The 17420-nt window shown below is 71.8% G+C and carries 14 protein-coding genes; 7 read left to right on the top strand and 7 right to left on the bottom strand.

The genetic code is table 11. The features are described 5' to 3' along the window. Nucleotides 1-26 precede the first annotated feature (26 nt). The 3 genes from ACFY30_RS31585 to ACFY30_RS31575 all read left to right on the top strand — a co-directional run bounded on the left by ACFY30_RS31585 (nt 27) and on the right by ACFY30_RS31575 (nt 4218). Nucleotides 27-350, top strand: a complete 324-nt coding sequence (locus ACFY30_RS31585) for a hypothetical protein (RefSeq protein ID WP_390848558.1) — start codon at nt 27-29, stop codon at nt 348-350. 91 nt (nt 351-441) lie between these two features. Continuing rightward, nucleotides 442-2697 carry an ATP-dependent RecD-like DNA helicase gene (locus tag ACFY30_RS31580; RefSeq protein WP_390848557.1) on the top strand — a complete coding sequence of 752 codons (2256 nt, stop codon included), beginning with the start codon at nt 442-444 and terminating at the stop codon, nt 2695-2697. A gap of 231 nt (nt 2698-2928) precedes the next feature. Then, complete coding sequence (locus ACFY30_RS31575; protein WP_390848556.1) at nt 2929-4218, top strand: citrate synthase; 1290 nt, start codon at nt 2929-2931, stop codon at nt 4216-4218. A 624-nt stretch (nt 4219-4842) separates the two neighbouring features. On the opposite strand, the gene ACFY30_RS31570 is transcribed toward ACFY30_RS31575, so the two are convergent. The 4 genes from ACFY30_RS31570 to ACFY30_RS31555 all read right to left on the bottom strand — a co-directional run bounded on the left by ACFY30_RS31570 (nt 4843) and on the right by ACFY30_RS31555 (nt 9220). Continuing rightward, nucleotides 4843-7089 (bottom strand): heavy metal translocating P-type ATPase, encoded by a 2247-nt coding sequence (locus tag ACFY30_RS31570; RefSeq protein WP_390848555.1) that lies wholly within the window; start codon nt 7087-7089, stop codon nt 4843-4845. A 19-nt stretch (nt 7090-7108) separates the two neighbouring features. Continuing rightward, entirely contained in the window at nt 7109-7348 is a 240-nt protein-coding gene (locus tag ACFY30_RS31565; protein WP_390848554.1) for a heavy-metal-associated domain-containing protein, read from the bottom strand. A gap of 73 nt (nt 7349-7421) precedes the next feature. Continuing rightward, nucleotides 7422-8372, bottom strand: coding sequence for a PrsW family intramembrane metalloprotease (locus tag ACFY30_RS31560; protein WP_390848553.1), 951 nt, complete (start codon nt 8370-8372; stop codon nt 7422-7424). 188 nt (nt 8373-8560) lie between these two features. Beyond that, nucleotides 8561-9220 (bottom strand): TetR/AcrR family transcriptional regulator, encoded by a 660-nt coding sequence (locus tag ACFY30_RS31555; RefSeq protein ID WP_390848552.1) that lies wholly within the window; start codon nt 9218-9220, stop codon nt 8561-8563. Nucleotides 9221-9360: 140 nt separating this feature from the next. On the opposite strand from ACFY30_RS31555, the gene ACFY30_RS31550 reads away from it, so the two are divergent. Then, nucleotides 9361-11703 (top strand): MMPL family transporter, encoded by a 2343-nt coding sequence (locus ACFY30_RS31550; RefSeq protein WP_390848551.1) that lies wholly within the window; start codon nt 9361-9363, stop codon nt 11701-11703. Continuing rightward, nucleotides 11663-12706 carry a zinc-dependent alcohol dehydrogenase family protein gene (locus ACFY30_RS31545; RefSeq protein WP_390848550.1) on the top strand — a complete coding sequence of 348 codons (1044 nt, stop codon included), beginning with the start codon at nt 11663-11665 and terminating at the stop codon, nt 12704-12706. The genes ACFY30_RS31550 and ACFY30_RS31545 overlap by 41 nt, the downstream gene beginning before the upstream one ends. Before the next feature lie 73 nt (nt 12707-12779). On the opposite strand, the gene ACFY30_RS31540 is transcribed toward ACFY30_RS31545, so the two are convergent. From ACFY30_RS31540 to ACFY30_RS31530, 3 genes are all read right to left on the bottom strand, one after another. Continuing rightward, nucleotides 12780-12980: a helix-turn-helix transcriptional regulator gene (locus tag ACFY30_RS31540; RefSeq protein WP_390848549.1), complete on the bottom strand. Its 201-nt coding sequence runs from the start codon at nt 12978-12980 to the stop codon at nt 12780-12782. A 355-nt stretch (nt 12981-13335) separates the two neighbouring features. Then, nucleotides 13336-14169, bottom strand: coding sequence for a helix-turn-helix domain-containing protein (locus ACFY30_RS31535; protein WP_390848605.1), 834 nt, complete (start codon nt 14167-14169; stop codon nt 13336-13338). Between the two features lie 302 nt (nt 14170-14471). Beyond that, nucleotides 14472-15389 (bottom strand): sugar phosphate isomerase/epimerase family protein, encoded by a 918-nt coding sequence (locus ACFY30_RS31530; RefSeq protein ID WP_390848548.1) that lies wholly within the window; start codon nt 15387-15389, stop codon nt 14472-14474. A 202-nt stretch (nt 15390-15591) separates the two neighbouring features. Here ACFY30_RS31530 and iolC point away from each other — a divergent pair, with 202 nt between their 5' ends. Both iolC and ACFY30_RS31520 read left to right on the top strand, forming a co-directional pair. Further along, nucleotides 15592-16542, top strand: coding sequence for a 5-dehydro-2-deoxygluconokinase (gene iolC, locus ACFY30_RS31525; RefSeq protein WP_390848547.1), 951 nt, complete (start codon nt 15592-15594; stop codon nt 16540-16542). After that, nucleotides 16539-17420 (top strand): deoxyribose-phosphate aldolase, encoded by an 882-nt coding sequence (locus ACFY30_RS31520; RefSeq protein ID WP_390848546.1) that lies wholly within the window; start codon nt 16539-16541, stop codon nt 17418-17420. Before iolC ends, ACFY30_RS31520 begins: the two co-directional genes overlap by 4 nt.

Below are 17420 nucleotides of genomic sequence, written 5' to 3'. Positions count from 1 at the left end.
GCCAAGCAAACAGGGGAGAAGGCGTCATGCGCGCAGATCGGATTCTCGGTGCGGTCCTGGGGGCCGCCGCCCTCGTGGGGACCTCGTTCGTCGTCGCCACTCCGGCGGCCGCGGCCGGCTGTACGGCGAAGGCCCTGGAAACCGTGGTGATCCGTTCCACGACGAGCACCGGCGGCACCGCTCTCGCCCAGCTCAACAGGGGCCAGAGCGCGTCGGCGTCCTGCACGATGTACTACGGCACCTCCTCGTACGAGAAGTGCGACATCGTCAGCAAGCGCTGGGTGAAGGTCACGAGGAGCGGCGTCACCGGCTATGTGGTCGGCACCTGTGTGACGGTCACGGAGAACTGACCCGGAATTCCGGCACCGGACCCTCCGGCGCCGGCAGGACCGACCGGGCCGGCCGGGCGGCTCTGTCGGTGCCGGGCGGTACCGTCGGATCATGACCGATCAGGCGGGGGCCTCCCAGGCGGGAGAGCGGCGACTTGCCACCCTGGAAGGCGTGCTCGAGCGCATCACATACGCGAACGAGGAGAACGGCTACACGGTCGCCCGCGTCGACACCGGCAGAGGCGCCGCAGACCTGCTGACGGTCGTCGGCGCGCTCCTCGGCGCCCAGGTCGGCGAGTCGCTGCGCATGGAGGGCCGTTGGGGTTCCCACCCCCAGTACGGCAAGCAGTTCACCGTCGAGAACTACACGACGGTACTGCCCGCCACGGTCCAGGGCATCCGCCGCTACCTGGGATCCGGCCTGGTCAAGGGCATCGGCCCGGTCTTCGCCGACCGCATCACCCAGCACTTCGGCGTCGACACCCTGAGGATCATCGAGGAGGAGCCGAAGCGCCTTGTCGAGGTGCCCGGGCTCGGCCCGAAGCGCACGAAGAAGATCGCCGACGCCTGGGAGGAGCAGAAGGCGATCAAGGAGGTCATGCTCTTCCTCCAGACCGTCGAGGTGTCCACCTCCATCGCCGTGCGCATCTACAAGAAGTACGGCGACGCCTCCATCTCCGTCGTGAAGAACCAGCCCTACCGGCTGGCCGCCGACGTCTGGGGCATCGGCTTCCTCACCGCCGACCGGATCGCCCGGTCCGTCGGCATCCCGCACGACAGCCCGGAGCGCGTCAAGGCGGGCCTGCAGTACGCGCTGTCCCAGTCCACCGACCAGGGCCACTGCTATCTGCCCGAGGAGCGGCTGATCGCCGACGCGGTGAAGCTGCTGCAGGTCGACACGGGCCTGGTCATCGAGTGCCTCGCCGAACTCGCGGCGCCCCCGCAGGAGGGCGAGGACCCGGGCGTCGTACGGGAGAAGGTCCCCGGCCCGGACGGCGGGGACCCCGTGACGGCCGTCTACCTCGTCCCCTTCCACCGCGCCGAACTGTCCCTCTCCGCACAGGTGTTGCGGCTGTTGCGCACCGAGGAGGACCGGATGCCGGGCTTCCGCGAGGTGGCCTGGGACAAGGCGCTGGGCTGGCTCCGGCAGCGCACCGGCGCCGACCTCGCCCCCGAGCAGGAGGCCGCCGTCCGGCTCGCGCTCACCGAGAAGGTCGCCGTCCTCACCGGCGGCCCCGGCTGCGGCAAGTCCTTCACGGTGCGCTCGATCGTGGAGCTGGCCCGCGCCAAGAAGGCCAAGGTGGTGCTGGCCGCTCCCACGGGCCGCGCCGCCAAGCGCCTGGCCGAGCTGACCGGGGCCGAGGCCTCCACGGTCCACCGGCTGCTGGAGCTCAAGCCCGGCGGCGACGCGGCCTACGACCGGGACCGCCCGCTGGACGCCGACCTGGTGGTCGTCGACGAGGCCTCGATGCTGGACCTGCTCCTCGCCAACAAGCTGGTGAAGGCCGTACCGCCGGGCGCCCACCTGCTCTTCGTCGGGGACGTCGACCAGCTCCCCAGCGTCGGCGCGGGCGAGGTGCTGCGCGATCTGCTCGCCGACGGCGGCCCGGTCCCCGCCGTCCGCCTCACGCGCGTGTTCCGCCAGGCCCAGCAGTCCGGCGTGGTGACGAACGCGCACCGGATCAACGCCGGACAGCATCCCGTCACCGACGGCATGAAGGACTTCTTCCTCTTCGTCGAGGACGACACGGAGGAGGCCGGCCGGCTCACCGTGGACGTGGCGGCCCGCCGCGTCCCCGCCCGCTTCGGCCTCGACCCGCGCCGCGACGTCCAGGTGCTCGCCCCCATGCACCGCGGCCCGGCCGGGGCCGGCACGCTCAACGGGCTGCTCCAGCAGGCCATCACCCCGGGCCGCCCCGACCTGCCCGAGAAGCGGTTCGGCGGCCGGGTCTTCCGCGTCGGCGACAAGGTCACCCAGATCCGCAACAATTACGAGAAGGGGAAGAACGGTGTCTTCAACGGCACCGTGGGCGTGGTCACCTCGCTCGATCCGGTGGACCAGCGCCTCACGGTACTGACGGACGAGGACGAGGAGGTGCCGTACGAGTTCGACGAACTGGACGAACTGGCGCACGCCTACGCGGTGACCATCCACCGTTCACAGGGAAGTGAATATCCCGCCGTGGTGATCCCCGTCACCACGGGAGCATGGATGATGCTCCAGCGGAACCTTTTGTATACGGCCGTCACCCGCGCCAAGCAGTTGGTCGTCCTCGTCGGCTCGCGGAAGGCGATCGGTCAGGCGGTGCGCACGGTCTCGGCCGGCCGCCGCTGCACGGCTCTGGACTTCCGGCTCGCGGGCCGCTGACCGCCCCGTTCCCGACCGGGTCGTAAAAAATGATCGATCAAATGAGTCACGAAGGTCACAGAGCACTTCCCCAACCGTGATGAAGGCGGCAGGATGAGCAAGTTGGCGGCACTGAGTGCCGCCGATAAGCCCAATGGTCGACCCCGAGTGCACTCTCCTGCGCCAAATGGGGGATGGTAGAGACAGTCAGGGCAACCTCGAAGAAGAGGCACAACGTCGGTGAGGGATGACGTGAGCGACAACTCTGTAGTACTGCGGTACGGCGACGGCGAGTACACCTACCCGGTGATCGACAGCACCGTCGGCGACAAGGGCTTCGACATCGGGAAGCTCCGCGCCCAGACCGGTCTGGTGACCCTGGACAGCGGCTACGGCAACACCGCCGCCTATAAATCCGCCATCACCTACCTTGACGGCGAGCAGGGCATCCTCCGGTACCGCGGCTACCCGATCGAGCAGCTCGCGGAGCGGTCGACCTTCCTCGAGGTCGCCTACCTGCTGATCAACGGCGAGCTGCCGACGGTCGACGAGCTGAGCGTCTTCAAGAACGACATCACGCAGCACACCCTGCTGCACGAGGACGTCAAGAACTTCTACAAGGGCTTCCCGCGCGACGCCCACCCGATGGCCATGCTGTCGTCGGTGGTCTCGGCGCTGTCCACCTTCTACCAGGACAGCCACAACCCGTTCGACGAGAAGCAGCGCAACCTCTCCACGATCCGGCTGCTCGCCAAGCTCCCGACGATCGCCGCGTACGCGTACAAGAAGTCGATCGGCCACCCGTTCGTCTACCCGCGCAACGACCTCGGCTACGTCGAGAACTTCCTGCGCATGACCTTCTCGGTCCCCGCCCAGGAGTACGACCTCGACCCGGTCGTCGTCTCCGCGCTCGACAAGCTGCTCATCCTGCACGCGGACCACGAGCAGAACTGTTCGACGTCCACGGTCCGCCTCGTCGGCTCCTCCCAGGCGAACATGTTCGCCTCGATCTCGGCCGGCATCAACGCCCTGTGGGGCCCGCTGCACGGCGGCGCCAACCAGTCCGTCCTGGAGATGCTCGAGGGCATCCAGGCCAACGGCGGCGACGTGGACTCCTTCATCCGCAAGGTGAAGAACAAGGAGGACGGCGTCCGCCTGATGGGCTTCGGCCACCGGGTGTACAAGTCCTTCGACCCCCGCGCCAAGATCATCAAGGCGGCGGCGCACGACGTCCTCTCGGCCCTCGGCAAGTCCGACGAGCTGCTGGACATCGCCCTGAAGCTGGAGGAGCACGCGCTCTCCGACGACTACTTCGTCTCGCGCAACCTCTACCCGAACGTGGACTTCTACACCGGCCTGATCTACCGGGCCATGGGCTTCCCGACCGAGATGTTCACGGTCCTGTTCGCCCTCGGCCGCCTCCCGGGCTGGATCGCCCAGTGGCACGAGATGATCAAGGAGCCGGGCTCCCGCATCGGCCGCCCGCGCCAGATCTACACGGGCGTGGTCCAGCGCGACTTCGTTCCGGTCGAGGAGCGCTGACACCTGCCGGTGGGGCGCCGGGTGACGGGTGCCGGTCCGTTGTGGCTGGTCGCACCGTTCCCCGCGCCCCTTGGCCGGCTGCGTCGAGCCGGCCTGAGAGGTCGGGCGAAAAGCGGAAGGCGCCCTGACGTCAGTCCCCCCACGGGCCGACGACCAGGGCGCCTTCCCATGTCCCGGTGCGGATTCCCCCCACGGGATCCGGCCGGGCGTCTGTGAGGACAGCGCCTGAATTCGCTGTGTCGATATGCGGTTGTCGTGCGGGCGGTTGAGCAGAACGAGCAGAACTCGCCGTACTACCGCTGTGTGCGATCTGCCGGGACGCGCACGCAGGGAGGGCCGCTCAAAGCTTCCCGGTGTACGTGCCCCGGCAACGCATCTCTGAGGAAGTCCCCCAAGACATTCCCCAGATGCCGGTCCGCGCCCCCCAAGACGCTTTCCGACACCGTCAACTTAGACCTTCGAACCCCTTCGGTGGTTACCTTCACATCACTGTGATCTGTGTCTCTTGCATATGTCCGTTAGATGCGCAAGAGCCCGGATACAGCGATCGAGGCCCCAGCGTAAGGATGATGCGCGAGCCTTGTGAAGAGCTTATGTGAGGCTCGCGCAGGACTCCAGGGGGTCTCAGTCAAAGGTGCGCAACCTGAGACTGTTCGTCACGACGAACACCGACGAGAAGGCCATCGTCGCCCCCGCGATCATCGGGTTGAGGAGCCCGGCGGCGGCCAGCGGCAGCGCGGCCACGTTGTATCCGAAGGCCCACACCAGATTGCCCTTGATCGTGGACAGGGTCCGCCGGGACAGCCGGATGGCGTCCGCGGCCACCCGCAGATCCCCGCGCACCAGCGTCAGATCGCTCGCCTCGATCGCCGCGTCCGTCCCGGTGCCCATGGCCAGCCCCAGGTCGGCCGTGGCGAGTGCGGCCGCGTCGTTCACGCCGTCCCCGACCATGGCGACGACCCGCCCCTCGCCCTGCAGCCGCCGTACGACCTCGACCTTGTCCTCGGGCATCACCTCGGCGATCACCTCGTCGATCCCGACCGCCGCCGCCACCGCCTCGGCGACCGCCCGGTTGTCCCCGGTCAGCAGCACCGGCGTGAGTCCCAGGGCGCGCAGCTCCCGCACGGCCTCGGCGCTGGTCTCCTTGACCGCGTCGGCGACCGCGAGCACCCCGCGCGCCGTGCCGTCCCACCCGACGACGACAGCCGTACGACCGTCCCGCTCGGCCTTGTCCCTGGCGCGGGCCAGCTCGGGAGGCAGGTCGGCGAAGAGCCGCCCGACGGCCACCTCGCGCCCCTCCACGCGCCCCCGCACGCCCTGCCCGGGCACGTTCTCGAAGTGCTCGGCCGCCGGCAGTTCCCCGGTCCGTTCCTGCGCGCCCGCGGCCACCGCACGCGCCACCGGATGCTCGGAGGCGTGCTCCAGGGCGCCCGCGAGCCGCAGCAGCTCCGCCTCGTCCGTGCCGTCGGCGACGTACACGTCCTGCAGGGTCATCCGGCCGGTGGTGACCGTGCCCGTCTTGTCGAGGACGACGGTGTCGACGCGGCGGGTGGACTCCAGGACCTCGGGCCCCTTGATGAGGATGCCGAGCTGGGCGCCGCGGCCCGTGCCGACCAGGAGGGCCGTCGGCGTGGCGAGACCCAGCGCGCACGGGCAGGCGATGATCAGCACGGCGACGGCCGCGGTGAACGCGGCGACGGTGTCCCCGGTGGCGCCGAGCCAGCCGCCGAAGGTGGCCGCCGCGATCAGCAGGACGACGGGCACGAACACCCCGGCGATCCGGTCGGCGAGCCGCTGCACCTCGGCCTTGCCGTTCTGCGCGTCCTCGACGAGCCGCGCCATGCGCGCCAGCCGGGTGTCGGCGCCGACCCGGGTGGCCTCGACGACGAGCCGCCCGCCGGCGTTGACGGTCGCGCCGCTGACGGTGTCGCCCGGTCCGACGTCCACCGGGACGGACTCGCCGGTGAGCATGGACGCGTCGACCGCGGACAGGCCCTCGACGACTGTGCCGTCGGTGGCGATCTTCTCTCCGGGGCGGACGACGAACCGGTCCCCGACCGCCAGCCGGTCGGCCGGGATCCGGGTCTCCCGTCCGTCGCGCAGCACGGCGACGTCCTTGGCGCCCAGTTCCATCAGCGCCCGCAGCGCCGCCCCCGCGCTCCGCTTGGAGCGGGCCTCCAGATAGCGGCCCAGCAGGATGAAGGCGGTGACACCGGCGGCGACCTCCAGGTAGATGGTGGAGGCGCCGTCCGTGCGGGAGACGGTCAACTCGAAGGGGTGCCGCATCCCGGGCATGCCCGCGTCACCGAGGAACAGCGCCCACAGCGACCAGCCGAACGCGGCCAGCGTGCCGACCGAGACGAGCGTGTCCATGGTGGCGCTGCCGTGCCGCAGGTTCGTCCAGGCGGCCCGGTGGAAGGGGGCTCCGCCCCAGACGACGACGGGCGCGGCGAGCGTCAGCGAGAGCCATTGCCAGGAGTCGAACTGCAGGGAGGGCACCATCGCGAGCAGGACGACCGGCGCGGAGAGCAGGACGGTGACGAGGAGCCGGTGGCGGAGGGCCGAGAGCTCGGGGTCGCTCTCGGCCGCCGCCCCGGGCTCCTCGCGGCCGGGCTCCTCGTGGACGGGTTCCTCGGCCGTGTATCCCGTCTTCACGACCGTCGCGATCAGGTCGGCGACCTCGGTCCCCGCCGGGTAGCTGATCTTCGCCTTCTCCGTCGCGTAGTTGACCGTCGCGGTGACGCCGTCCATGCGGTTGAGTTTCTTCTCCACACGGGAGGCGCAGGAGGCGCAGGTCATTCCGCCGATGAGCAGTTCGACCTCGGAGGTCGGGGCGGCTATCGGCGCGTCGGTGGCGGTGCTGCTCGTCATGGCCGTGGTGACGGGCGGGTCAGGCCCGGCCGGTCAGCTCGAAGCCGGCCTCGTCGACGGCGGCACGGACGGCCTCGTCGTCGAGGGGAGCGGCGGAGACGACGGTGACCTCGCCGGTGGCGGCGACCGCCTTGACCGAGGTGACGCCGGGGAGGCCGGAGATCTCGCCGGAGACGGCGCCCTCGCAGTGGCCGCAGCTCATGCCGCTCACCGTGTAGACGGTGGTGACGGAGTCCGTGGTGTCGATCTGGGCGGTCATGTCGTTCTCCTCCTGGAGACGGATGGGGCCGACGGGGACCAGAGAGGTCTCCCCGTAACCCCAGACTATACCCCTAGGGGGTATTTCTCCAAGCAGGGTCCTGGCGTGCCAGCGAGCGCACCCAGGCCGCCCCGGCCAGGGTCACGAGGACCAGCCCGCCGGCCGAGAACAACGCGAACAGGTGCTGCCGCTCGCCGGCCGCCCGCGGCAGGTACCCCTCGGCGAACAGCCGCCCGGCCGGGCCGGCGGCGGTCAGCCGGGCCGTCAGCCAGAGCGCGATCCCGTGGGTGGAATCCCCCAGGGCGTGCAGCAGCGCGACGCCGGCACAGGTGCCGGCGACGGGCGCGGCGAACGGGAAGCGCCCGCCGGGGCGGCGGTACTCGAGCAGGACGCCGCCCGCGACCGCCGTCCACAGACCGTGCCCGAAGGGGGCGAGCACCCCGCGCAGGATCTCGGTCTCCACCAGCGCCCTGAGGCCGACGCCGTCCGTCGAGACGGCCGCGTCGAAGGCGTACGCGGCGCTCTCCGGCGCCGCGAAGCCGAAACCGACCGCCGCGCCCAGCACCACTCCGGTCCGCAGTCCCCGCAGCCGGGTCTGCCGGCGCAGCACGAACATCAGCGCGCCGAGCTTCGCCGCCTCGGCGACGAGTGCGGCCCCGACGAACATCCACAGGGACGGGCGCAGCAGGTGGTACTCCATCGCCGACGCGCCGAGCACGCCCAGCGTGCCGCCGGCCAGGAAGCAGCTCAGGATCACCCCCACGCCGAGGTCGCGGCCGTGCCGCTCGTACGCCCACAGCACGAAGGAGACCGGCACGAGGAAGCCGCCGAGCAGGATCAGGGTCGGCAGCGGGGCGGTGCTCTCCGTGGCGTACGTGACCAGCGCGGTGAGCGCCCACAGCAGCAGTCCGCCGACCAGGCAGCGCTTCCACAGTCCGGCCGGTGTCCGCGGGGACGACGGAGGGGGCTGCTGCGGGCCGGGGATACGGGCCCGGGGCGCGCCGGGCGGCGGGGAGTGGGTCACGGCGGATCCCCTCGTCGTCAAGGGCTGCTCGGACAGGCCGATGCGCCCGGCAGATTTACGGGCACCTTATGTAGATACGTCCCGTATCGCAGTCCGGGACGCTCGTCCGGAGGAGCCCGCCGCCGCGCGGGGGACCGAGCGGCCGAGGGGTGCCTCGACGTGGTGCCGGCCGCCGGGCCGAAGGGTGCTTACGACGTCGCGGTGGCCGCGGGGCTCCTGCCCAGGCGGTCGCCGACCAGTGGCTGCAGATAGCGGATCAGGACGCTCTTCAGCTCCTCGACGTAGGCGGCGCGCTCGGCGCCCTCGTGGGCCAGGATCAGCTCCAGGCCCGCCTTGTACAGGCCCAGGCACATGTGCGCGGTGCGCGTGAGGTCGGCGGGGGGTGCGTCGGGCAGGAACGAGGAGAGCAGGCCCTCGATGCGGGAGACCAGCGTCGCGTGCAGCGCCTCGTGGTCCTCGGTGAAGCGGCCCGGCACGTCGGAGCCGTGCATCAGGGCGAAGAACACCGGATGGTCGCAGTTGAAGGCGATGAAGCGGTCGACGGCCGCGCCGACCGCCTCCTCCAGCGAGGTCTCCGGGTCCACCGGGGCGAGCGCCTCGCCGTAGGTCTCGCGCATCCGGTGCATGAGCCGGTCGCCCAGCTCGATGGCGATCGCTTCCTTGTTCGGGAAGAACTGGTAGAGCGTGCCCGGTGAGACGCCGGCCTCACGGGCGATGGCGTTGGTGCTCGCGGCGGTGTAGCCGCTGGTGGTGAAGACGGTGGCCGCGGCCTCCAGCAGCTGTGCGATACGCCGCTCGCCGCGCGCCTGACGGCGGCGCGGCTGCTCCTTCTCCTGGTTCTCGGGCACGCGTCATCCCCAGCTCTTCGAACGCGGTTGACAAACGCGAGAGGTCGCTCGCATTCTGGACCCAGAAACGCGAGCGCTATCTCGTGTTCGCCATTTTACGGTTTTCACGACTGCTTGCAGGGTGAAGGGGACACCGCACCATGACCGAAGTCAACAGCCCACCCCGTCCCGGCGGGTGGACCCGGTTCGTGACCGCCCGGCCCAGGCTGACCCTGCTCGCGGCCCTGGTGCTCACCCTGCTCGCGGTGCTGGCCGGCAGCGGTGTCGCCGACCGGCTGGGCAGCGGCGGCTGGGAGGACCCGGCCGCGCAGTCCACCTACGCGACCAAGGCGCTGGAGCGCGAGTTCCCCGGCTCCCAGCCCAATCTGCTGCTGCTCGTCGACGCGGGCGGTGCCTCGGTGGACGACCCGGCGGTCAGGGCCGAGGCCGACCGGCTGACCGCCCGCCTCGCCGCCGAGAAGGGGATCGTGGGCGTCGGCTCGTACTGGCGGGCGGACGCCTCGCAGGCTCCCGCCCTGCGCGCCGAGGACGGACACGAGGCGCTGATCGCGGCCCGCATCACCGGCGACGAGAAGACCATGGGGGAGACCCTCGACCGCATCGCCCCCTCCTACCGGGGCGAGCACGGCCCGGTGAAGGTCAGGGTCGGCGGCATCGTCGCGGTGCGGCACGAAATGCAGAAGACCATCCAGGAGGACCTGACCCGCGCCGAGATGATCGCCCTGCCGATCACGCTGGTGCTGCTGGTGATGGTCTTCGGCAGCGCGATCGCCGCCCTGCTGCCGCTCGGCATCGGCATCGTCGCGATCCTGGGCACGAACGCGATCCTCAGCGGCCTCGCCGCGTTCACCGACGTCTCCATCTTCGCGATGAACCTGACCACGGCCCTCGGACTCGGGCTCGCGATCGACTACGCACTGTTCATCGTCCGCCGCTTCCGCGAGGAACTGGCCACCGGCGCCGCGCCGCGCACCGCGATCGGCACCACCCTGCGCACGGCCGGGCGCACGGTCCTGTTCTCCGCTCTCACGGTCGCCGTGTCCCTGGCGGCGATGCTCGTCTTCCCCCAGTACTTCCTGCGCTCCTTCGCCTACGCCGGCATGGCGGTGGTCCTGCTGGCCGCGGGGGCCGCCCTGGTCCTGCTCCCGGCGGCACTCGTCCTGCTCGGCGAGCGGGTCAACTCCCTCGATCTGCGCCGGGCGTTCCGCGGAAGGCCGAAGGACTCCGGATCCGCGGGCGCGGACGGCCGCACGGCCGAGGGCGCGACCTCGGCGGAGGGCGGAAAGGGCTGGGCCCGCACGGCGGACCTGGTCATGCGCCGGGCCCCCTTCTTCGCCCTGGGGACGACCGCCGTGCTCGTCCTGCTCGGCCTGCCCTTCACGGGCGTGAAGTTCGGCACGGCGGACGACCGTCAGCTGCCGTCCTCCGCCGAGTCCCACGTGGTGCAGCAGCACATCAGGGACGGCTTCCCGGGCAGCCCGGGCGGCGGCCTGGAGGTCCTCGCCGAGGGCGGCGCGACCGAGGCGCGGTACGCCGCCTACAAGGAACGGATCGCGGCGCTCCCCGAGGTGGCCCGGGTCGACGGCCCGCTGGTGCACGGCGACACCGCGTACTTCACCGTGCAGCCCAGGGGCGAGGCCGTCGACGAAGCGGCACAGGACCTGGTCGCGGACCTGCGCGCCCTGAAGGCCCCCTTCGACACCAAGGTCACCGGCACGGCGGCCGTCCTGGTCGACTCCAAGCACGCCATAGGCGCCCAGCTGCCCTGGGCCGGGGCCTTCGTCGCCGTCGTCACCCTCCTCCTGGTCTTCCTCCTCACCGGCAGCGTGCTCATCCCGTTCCAGGCGGTGCTGCTCAACGCGCTCAGCCTGACGGCGATGTTCGGCGCGGTGGTCTGGGTCTTCCAGGACGGCCACCTCTCCGGCCCGCTCGGCTTCACCGGCACCGGCTCCATAGAGACCACCCTCCCGGTCCTGATGTTCTGCGTGGCCTTCGGTCTCTCCATGGACTACGGCGTGTTCCTGCTCTCCCGCATCAAGGAGGAGTACGACCGCACCGGCGACCACGAGCGCGCGGTCCGCCTCGGCCTGCGGCGCACGGGCGGGCTGATCACGGCGGCTGCGGTCATCCTGGCCGTGGTGATGGTCGCGATAGGCACCTCGCGGGTCACCAACACCAAGATGCTGGGCCTGGGCATCGCCCTGGCGGTGCTGATGGACGCGATGGTGGTCCGCAGCCTGCTGGTCCCGGCGATCATGCGCCTCACGGGCCGGGCCACCTGGTGGGCGCCGGCGCCCCTGCGGCGCCTTCACGAGCGGTTCGGACTGAGCGAGGGGGGCGAGGAACCCCCCTCGGACGCGGGACGTGACAGTATGCGGCTCCGCCCCGTGGACCCGACCGGCCACGATGAACCGGCGGACGGAGACGGTGAGGAGAGCACGGATGCGAGCGGTGGTCTTCGAGCGGTTCAGCGCACCCGCTGAGGTACGCGAGCTGCCCGACCCCCGGCCGGCCCCCGGGGGAGTGGTCGTCCGCGTGGAGGCCACCGGCCTCTGCCGGAGCGACTGGCACGGCTGGATGGGGCACGACCCCGACATCGCCCTCCCGCACGTCCCCGGCCATGAACTCGCCGGAACCGTCGAGGAGGTCGGCGACCGGGTCACCAGGTGGCGTCCCGGCGACCGGGTCACCGTCCCCTTCGTGTGCGCCTGCGGGAACTGCCCGTCCTGCGCGGCCGGCGACCACCAGGTGTGCGAGCGGCAGACCCAGCCCGGCTTCACGCACTGGGGCTCCTTCGCCCAGTACGTGGCCCTGGACCACGCCGACGTGAACCTGGTCGCGATCCCGGACGGCCTGTCCGGCGCCACCGCCGCCTCCCTGGGCTGCCGGTTCGCCACCGCGTTCCGGGCGGTCGTGCAGCAGGGCCGGGTCGCGGCGGGGGAGTGGGTGGCGGTGCACGGCTGCGGCGGCGTCGGCCTGTCCGCGGTGATGATCGCGGCGGCGAGCGGGGCCCGGGTGGTGGCGGTGGACGTGTCGCCGCGGGCCCTGGACCTCGCGCGGGCGTTCGGCGCGGCGGAGTGTGTGGACGCGAGGGGCGTACCGGACACGGCGGAGGCGGTCCGCGAGCTCACCGGCGGCGGCGCCCACCTCTCGCTGGACGCCCTCGGCTCGCCCGCCACCTGCGCCGCCTCGGTCAACGGCCTGCGCCGCCGCGGCCGCCACATCCAGGTCGGTCTGCTGCCCTCGGCGGACGGCACGACCCCCGTCCCGCTGGCCCGCGCCATCGCGCTGGAGCTGGAGATCCTCGGCAGCCACGGCATGGCCGCGCACACCTACCCGCGGATGCTGGAGGCGGTCCGGGCCGGCGTTCTGCGTCCCGACCTGCTCGTGACCTCGACGATCGCACTGGACTCCGTACCGGAGGCGCTGGCGGCGCTGGGGACGGCCCCGGGAGCCGGGGTCACCGTCATCGAGCCGTGGGCCTGAGCGCCGGCCTCCGCGCGGACGGCACTGCGCCCGCCGCGCGGCGGGCACAGCGGAGTGGTCCCGGCCGGGGGGATCAGACGGGTCTGCGTCCCCGGTTGCCCGGCCGGGAGGCGACCCAGGTGCGGACGGTGTCGGCGTACCAGTAGGGCTTGCCGCCCTCGACGTGGTCCGGTGCGGGCAGCAGTCCGTGCTTGCGGTAGGACCGCACGGTGTCCGGCTGCACCTTGATGTGCGCCGCGATCTCCTTGTAGGACCACAGCCTTCGGTCGGTCATGAGTCGCACCTCCCTGCGCGCGGGGGCGGCGGCCGGGAGGCCGCCCGGGGGAGCCCGGCGCTGCGCTGGCGATCACCAGCCTGTGTCCGGTGAACGACGTGGAGTGACCCAGCGCAAGCGGCTGTCGAGTGCGTGTGACGGGAAACCCGCGTACCCGCGACATGTGTGACAGGAAGCGGGTGTTTGTGACAGAAGTGACGCAAACGAATACGCGGGATCCGCGGCGGGCCTGTTGACAGGCGCCGCCGGAGGTGTCGGCAGGGCGGGCCGGGCCCGCTGCGACAGGCCCGGCCCGGCCCCGATCCCCGCCGTCCCCCGGAGCAACCGGATCAACTGGCAGGACTTCAGCCTGTATTCAGCCGACGCGTCGGGTCTTGGAAAAATGCGCACCCGGCCCCGACCGGTCGTGCGGCCGGGCCGGCAGCACCAGACTCGTGGCTTCCCCCGTCATCCGGTCCATCGCCGGTGACACCGGCACCGGAAGCCTCCTGGCCCGCGTGAACTCCATCGGCGTACAGCCCGTCATCGCCTTGAACTCACCGCTGAGATGGGCCTGGTCGTAGAAGCCGCAGAGAGCCGCGGTCTCCGCCGCGCCCCGGCCCGCCGTCAGGAGCCGGCGGGCGCGCTGCAGCCGCAGGACGCGGGCCGCCGCCTTCGGGCCGAGCCCGATCTGCTCACGGAAACGGTTCTCCAGGTGCCGCACGCTCCAGCCGACCTCCTCGGCCAGCCGGGGCACCGGTATCGCGCCGTCCGTCCGCACCAGCAGCGACCAGGCCCGCACCACCCGCTCCGAACTCGGCGTACCGGCCTCCCGCCACCGGGTGAACACCTCGTCGAGCAGCCCGAACCGCTCCGCCCAGCCCGGCAGCGCGGCCAGCGCGGCGGCGAGTTCACGCAGGGGCGTGGCCAGCGTGTGCGGGAGGTCGTCGGGGTCGACGGTGCGGTTGACGAGTTCGTGCTGGGGCGTACCGAACAGGGTGAACGCGGCCCAGGGTGCGAGCAGCACCTCGATGCCCGAGACCCGTCCGCCGTGCTCCCCGACGGCCGGCGTGGTGGTGGGCCCGCAGTACACGGACACGAGGGTGTCCGGTGCCCGGCCCGCCCGGGTGATGCGGACCGGCTGGTCGAATCCCAGCAGCAGCGTCGCGGCCCCGATGGGTGTCTCCAGCCGTCGCCGGGGCCGTGTCATGGCGAGCCGGATCCCGCGATAGCCGATCACCCCCGGCCGCAGCCGGGGATGGGCGGCCGCGGTGGCGAACTCCCAGGATCCCCCGGGGCCCCGCCCGGACCGGGTGCGTACCGCGTTCGCCGTCATGGGCCCCCATGGTGCTACGGCACGGCGGCGCCGTTAAGGGGCGCGACCGTCCCGCCTCCGTCGCGACCGTCCCGCCTCCGTTTGTGACCGTCCCGCCTCCGTCTGCGGCCGGCCCGCCTCCGTTTGTGACCGTCCCGCCTCCACCGCCGGGCGGCGTGCGGCGGGCGGTGTACGGCCTACGCCCCGCAGGACCTCAGGAACGCCCGTGTCCGCTGGGCGATGGGCAGCGGCTTGTCCGGCTCGCAGGGGTACATGTCCTGCTCGACGATCGCGAACAGGTCCACGTCCAGCTTCCCGGCGGCCTCCAGCACGGGCCCCAGCGCGGGCACCCCCGCGGGCGGCTCGCACATGACGCCCTGCGCCACGGCCGGCCCGAACGGCGTCCCCTTGGCCCGCACGTCGGCGAGGATCTCCGGGTCCACCTGCTTGAGGTGCAGATACCCGATCCGCTCACCGTAGGTCTCGATCAGCTTGACGCTGTCGCCGCCGCAGTACGCGTAGTGCCCGGTGTCCAGGCACAGCGAGACGAGGTCGGAGTCGGTGCCGTCGAGGAACCGGGTGACGTTCTCCTCGCTGTCGATGTGCGTGTCGGCGTGCGGGTGGACGACGATCCGCAGCCCGTACCGCTCCCGCACCTCCTTGCCGAGCCGCTCGGTCAGCGAGGTGAGGTTGCGCCACTGCTCGGGCGTGAGCGTGTCCGGCTCCAGCACCTCGCCGGTCTTGTCGTCCCGCCAGAAGGACGGGATGACGACCAGGTGCCGGGCGCCCATCGCCTGGGCCAGCACCGCGTTGTCGGCGACGTGCGCCCAGGTCTTGTCCCAGACGGCCTCGCCGTGGTGCAGCCCGGTGAACACCGTGCCGGCCGACACCTTCAGGCCGCGCTTCGCCGTTTCCTCGGTGAGCACGGCCGGGTCGGTCGGCAGATAGCCGTAGGGGCCCAGCTCGATCCACTCGTAGCCGGACTGCGCGACCTCGTCGAGGAAGCGCTTCCAGGGGACCTGGGCGGGGTCGTCCGGGAACCAGACGCCCCAGCTGTCGGGGGCCGATCCGATCCGGATGCGGGAAAGTGAGGACTGAGGTGACAACGACGTCATGGGCGCCAGCGTGGGGGCTCCCCGGAGGGGTGTCAAGGGCTGGTCCGAATGTCTGGACAAACTATTGACAGGGTGGCGCGGACGGGACTACAAAGCCGTGGAGAGCCGACACGGGGACAGCCGCCGGCCGGCCGCCGACCGGTGGCGCACACCGGGACGGGGCCGAGCCGCACGGGCCGGAGCCGACACTGAAGGGAACTCGATGGCGTACGACCTGATCACCATGGGGCGGATCGGGGTGGACCTCTATCCGCTGCAGACGGGTGTGCCGCTCCCGCAGGTCACGTCCTTCGGGAAGTTCCTGGGCGGCTCGGCGACGAACGTCGCGGTGGCCGCGGCCCGTCTCGGCCGGTCCACCGCGGTGATCACCCGCACCGGTGACGACCCCTTCGGCACCTATCTGCACGAGGCGCTGCGCGGCTTCGGCGTCGACGACCGCTGGGTCACCCCGGTCCCCGGACTGCCGACCCCGGTCACCTTCTGCGAGGTCTTCCCGCCGGACGACTTCCCGCTCTACTTCTACCGCAGGCCCAAGGCGCCCGACCTGGAGATCGACGCCCACGAGCTGGACCTCGACGCCATCCGCGAGACCCGTATCTTCTGGGTCACCGGCACCGGTCTGAGCGAGGAGCCGAGCCGTACGGCGACCCTCGCCGCCCTCGCCCACCGCGCCAAGGCCGGCACCACCGTCTTCGACCTCGACTGGCGGCCGATGTTCTGGAGCGACCCGGACGCGGCCCGCCCCTTCTACACCGAGGCCCTGAAGCACACCACCGTCGCCGTCGGCAACCTCGACGAGGTGGAGGTCGCCACCGGGGTGCGCGAACCGCGGGCCGCCGCCCAGGCGCTGCTGGACGCCGGCGTCGAGCTCGCCGTCGTCAAGCAGGGACCCAAGGGTGTCCTCGCCGTCCACAGCGGGGGTGAGTCCGCCGAGGTCCCGCCGCTGCCGGTGAACGTCCTCAACGGGCTCGGCGCCGGCGACGCCTTCGGCGGCTCCCTCTGCCACGGCCTGCTCGCCGGCTGGGACCTGGAGAAGACCATGCGCCACGCCAACGCCGCGGGCGCGATCGTCGCCTCCCGCCTGGAGTGCTCCTCCGCGATGCCGACGGCGGACGAAGTGGCGGCGGCGATCGAGGCGGGAGCCGTCCTGTGACCGTCGACATCCCCGAACTCGTCCGGCTGCGCACGCAGCACCCCGAGGCGATCGCCGAGGCCGCCGCCCGCCGTCCCCGCAGACCGCTGCTGGGCGACAACGGCAAGCTGATGATCGTCGCCGCCGACCACCCCGCCCGGGGCGCGCTCGGCGTCGGAGACCGCAAGCTGGCCATGGCCAACCGCGCCGACCTGCTCGAACGTCTCGTGCTCGCGCTGTCCCGGCCCGGCGTGGACGGGGTCCTCGCGACCGCCGACATCCTGGACGACCTGCTCCTCCTCGGCGCCCTCGACGGCAAGGTCGTCATGGGTTCCCTGAACCGCGGGGGCCTCCAGGGCGCCGTCTTCGAACTGGACGACCGCTTCACCGGCCACCGCCCCGAGGACATCGAGCGCCTGAACTTCGACGCGGGCAAGCTGCTCCTGCGGATCGACTACGACGACCCGGGCTCCCTCACCACCATGGAGTCCACGGCCCGCGCGATCGACGACATGGCGGCCCGCGGACTGCCCCTGTTCGTCGAGCCGTTCATCAGCCGGCGCACCCCCGAGGGCAAGGTGCGCAACGACCTCTCCGCCGAGGCCGTCACCCGGTCGATCGCCATCGCCTCCGGCCTGGGCGGCACCTCCGCCTACACCTGGCTGAAGGTCCCGGTCACCGACAACCCCGACGACATGGCCGAGGTCATGGGGACCTCCACCCTCCCGGCCGTGCTGCTCGGCGGCGAGGTCGGCGACGACCAGGACGGGGCGTACGAGAAGTGGCGCGGGGCGCTGCAACTGCCCACCGTCCGGGGCCTGGTGGTCGGCCGATCGCTGCTGTACCCGGCGGACGGGGACGTCGCCGGCGCCGTGGACACCGCCGTAGGACTGCTGTGA

The organism is Streptomyces sp. NPDC000345, assembly GCF_042898825.1.
Lineage (GTDB): Bacteria > Actinomycetota > Actinomycetes > Streptomycetales > Streptomycetaceae > Streptomyces.
The sequence above is the reverse complement of the archived record's forward strand: the minus strand, read 5'-3'. Positions and strand labels throughout refer to the sequence as shown.

Excerpts from the sequence above, each read along its gene's own strand:
- ACFY30_RS31585 (WP_390848558.1), top strand. The coding sequence starts at position 27 with ATGCGCGCAGATCGGATTCTCGGTGCGGTCCTGGGGGCCGCCGCCCTC.
- ACFY30_RS31580 (WP_390848557.1), top strand. The coding sequence starts at position 442 with ATGACCGATCAGGCGGGGGCCTCCCAGGCGGGAGAGCGGCGACTTGCC.
- ACFY30_RS31570 (WP_390848555.1), bottom strand. The coding sequence starts at position 7,089 with ATGACGAGCAGCACCGCCACCGACGCGCCGATAGCCGCCCCGACCTCC.
- ACFY30_RS31565 (WP_390848554.1), bottom strand. The coding sequence starts at position 7,348 with ATGACCGCCCAGATCGACACCACGGACTCCGTCACCACCGTCTACACG.
- ACFY30_RS31550 (WP_390848551.1), top strand. The coding sequence starts at position 9,361 with ATGACCGAAGTCAACAGCCCACCCCGTCCCGGCGGGTGGACCCGGTTC.
- ACFY30_RS31545 (WP_390848550.1), top strand. The coding sequence starts at position 11,663 with ATGCGAGCGGTGGTCTTCGAGCGGTTCAGCGCACCCGCTGAGGTACGC.
- ACFY30_RS31540 (WP_390848549.1), bottom strand. The coding sequence starts at position 12,980 with ATGACCGACCGAAGGCTGTGGTCCTACAAGGAGATCGCGGCGCACATC.
- ACFY30_RS31535 (WP_390848605.1), bottom strand. The coding sequence starts at position 14,169 with ATGACACGGCCCCGGCGACGGCTGGAGACACCCATCGGGGCCGCGACG.
- ACFY30_RS31530 (WP_390848548.1), bottom strand. The coding sequence starts at position 15,389 with ATGACGTCGTTGTCACCTCAGTCCTCACTTTCCCGCATCCGGATCGGA.
- iolC (WP_390848547.1), top strand. The coding sequence starts at position 15,592 with ATGGCGTACGACCTGATCACCATGGGGCGGATCGGGGTGGACCTCTAT.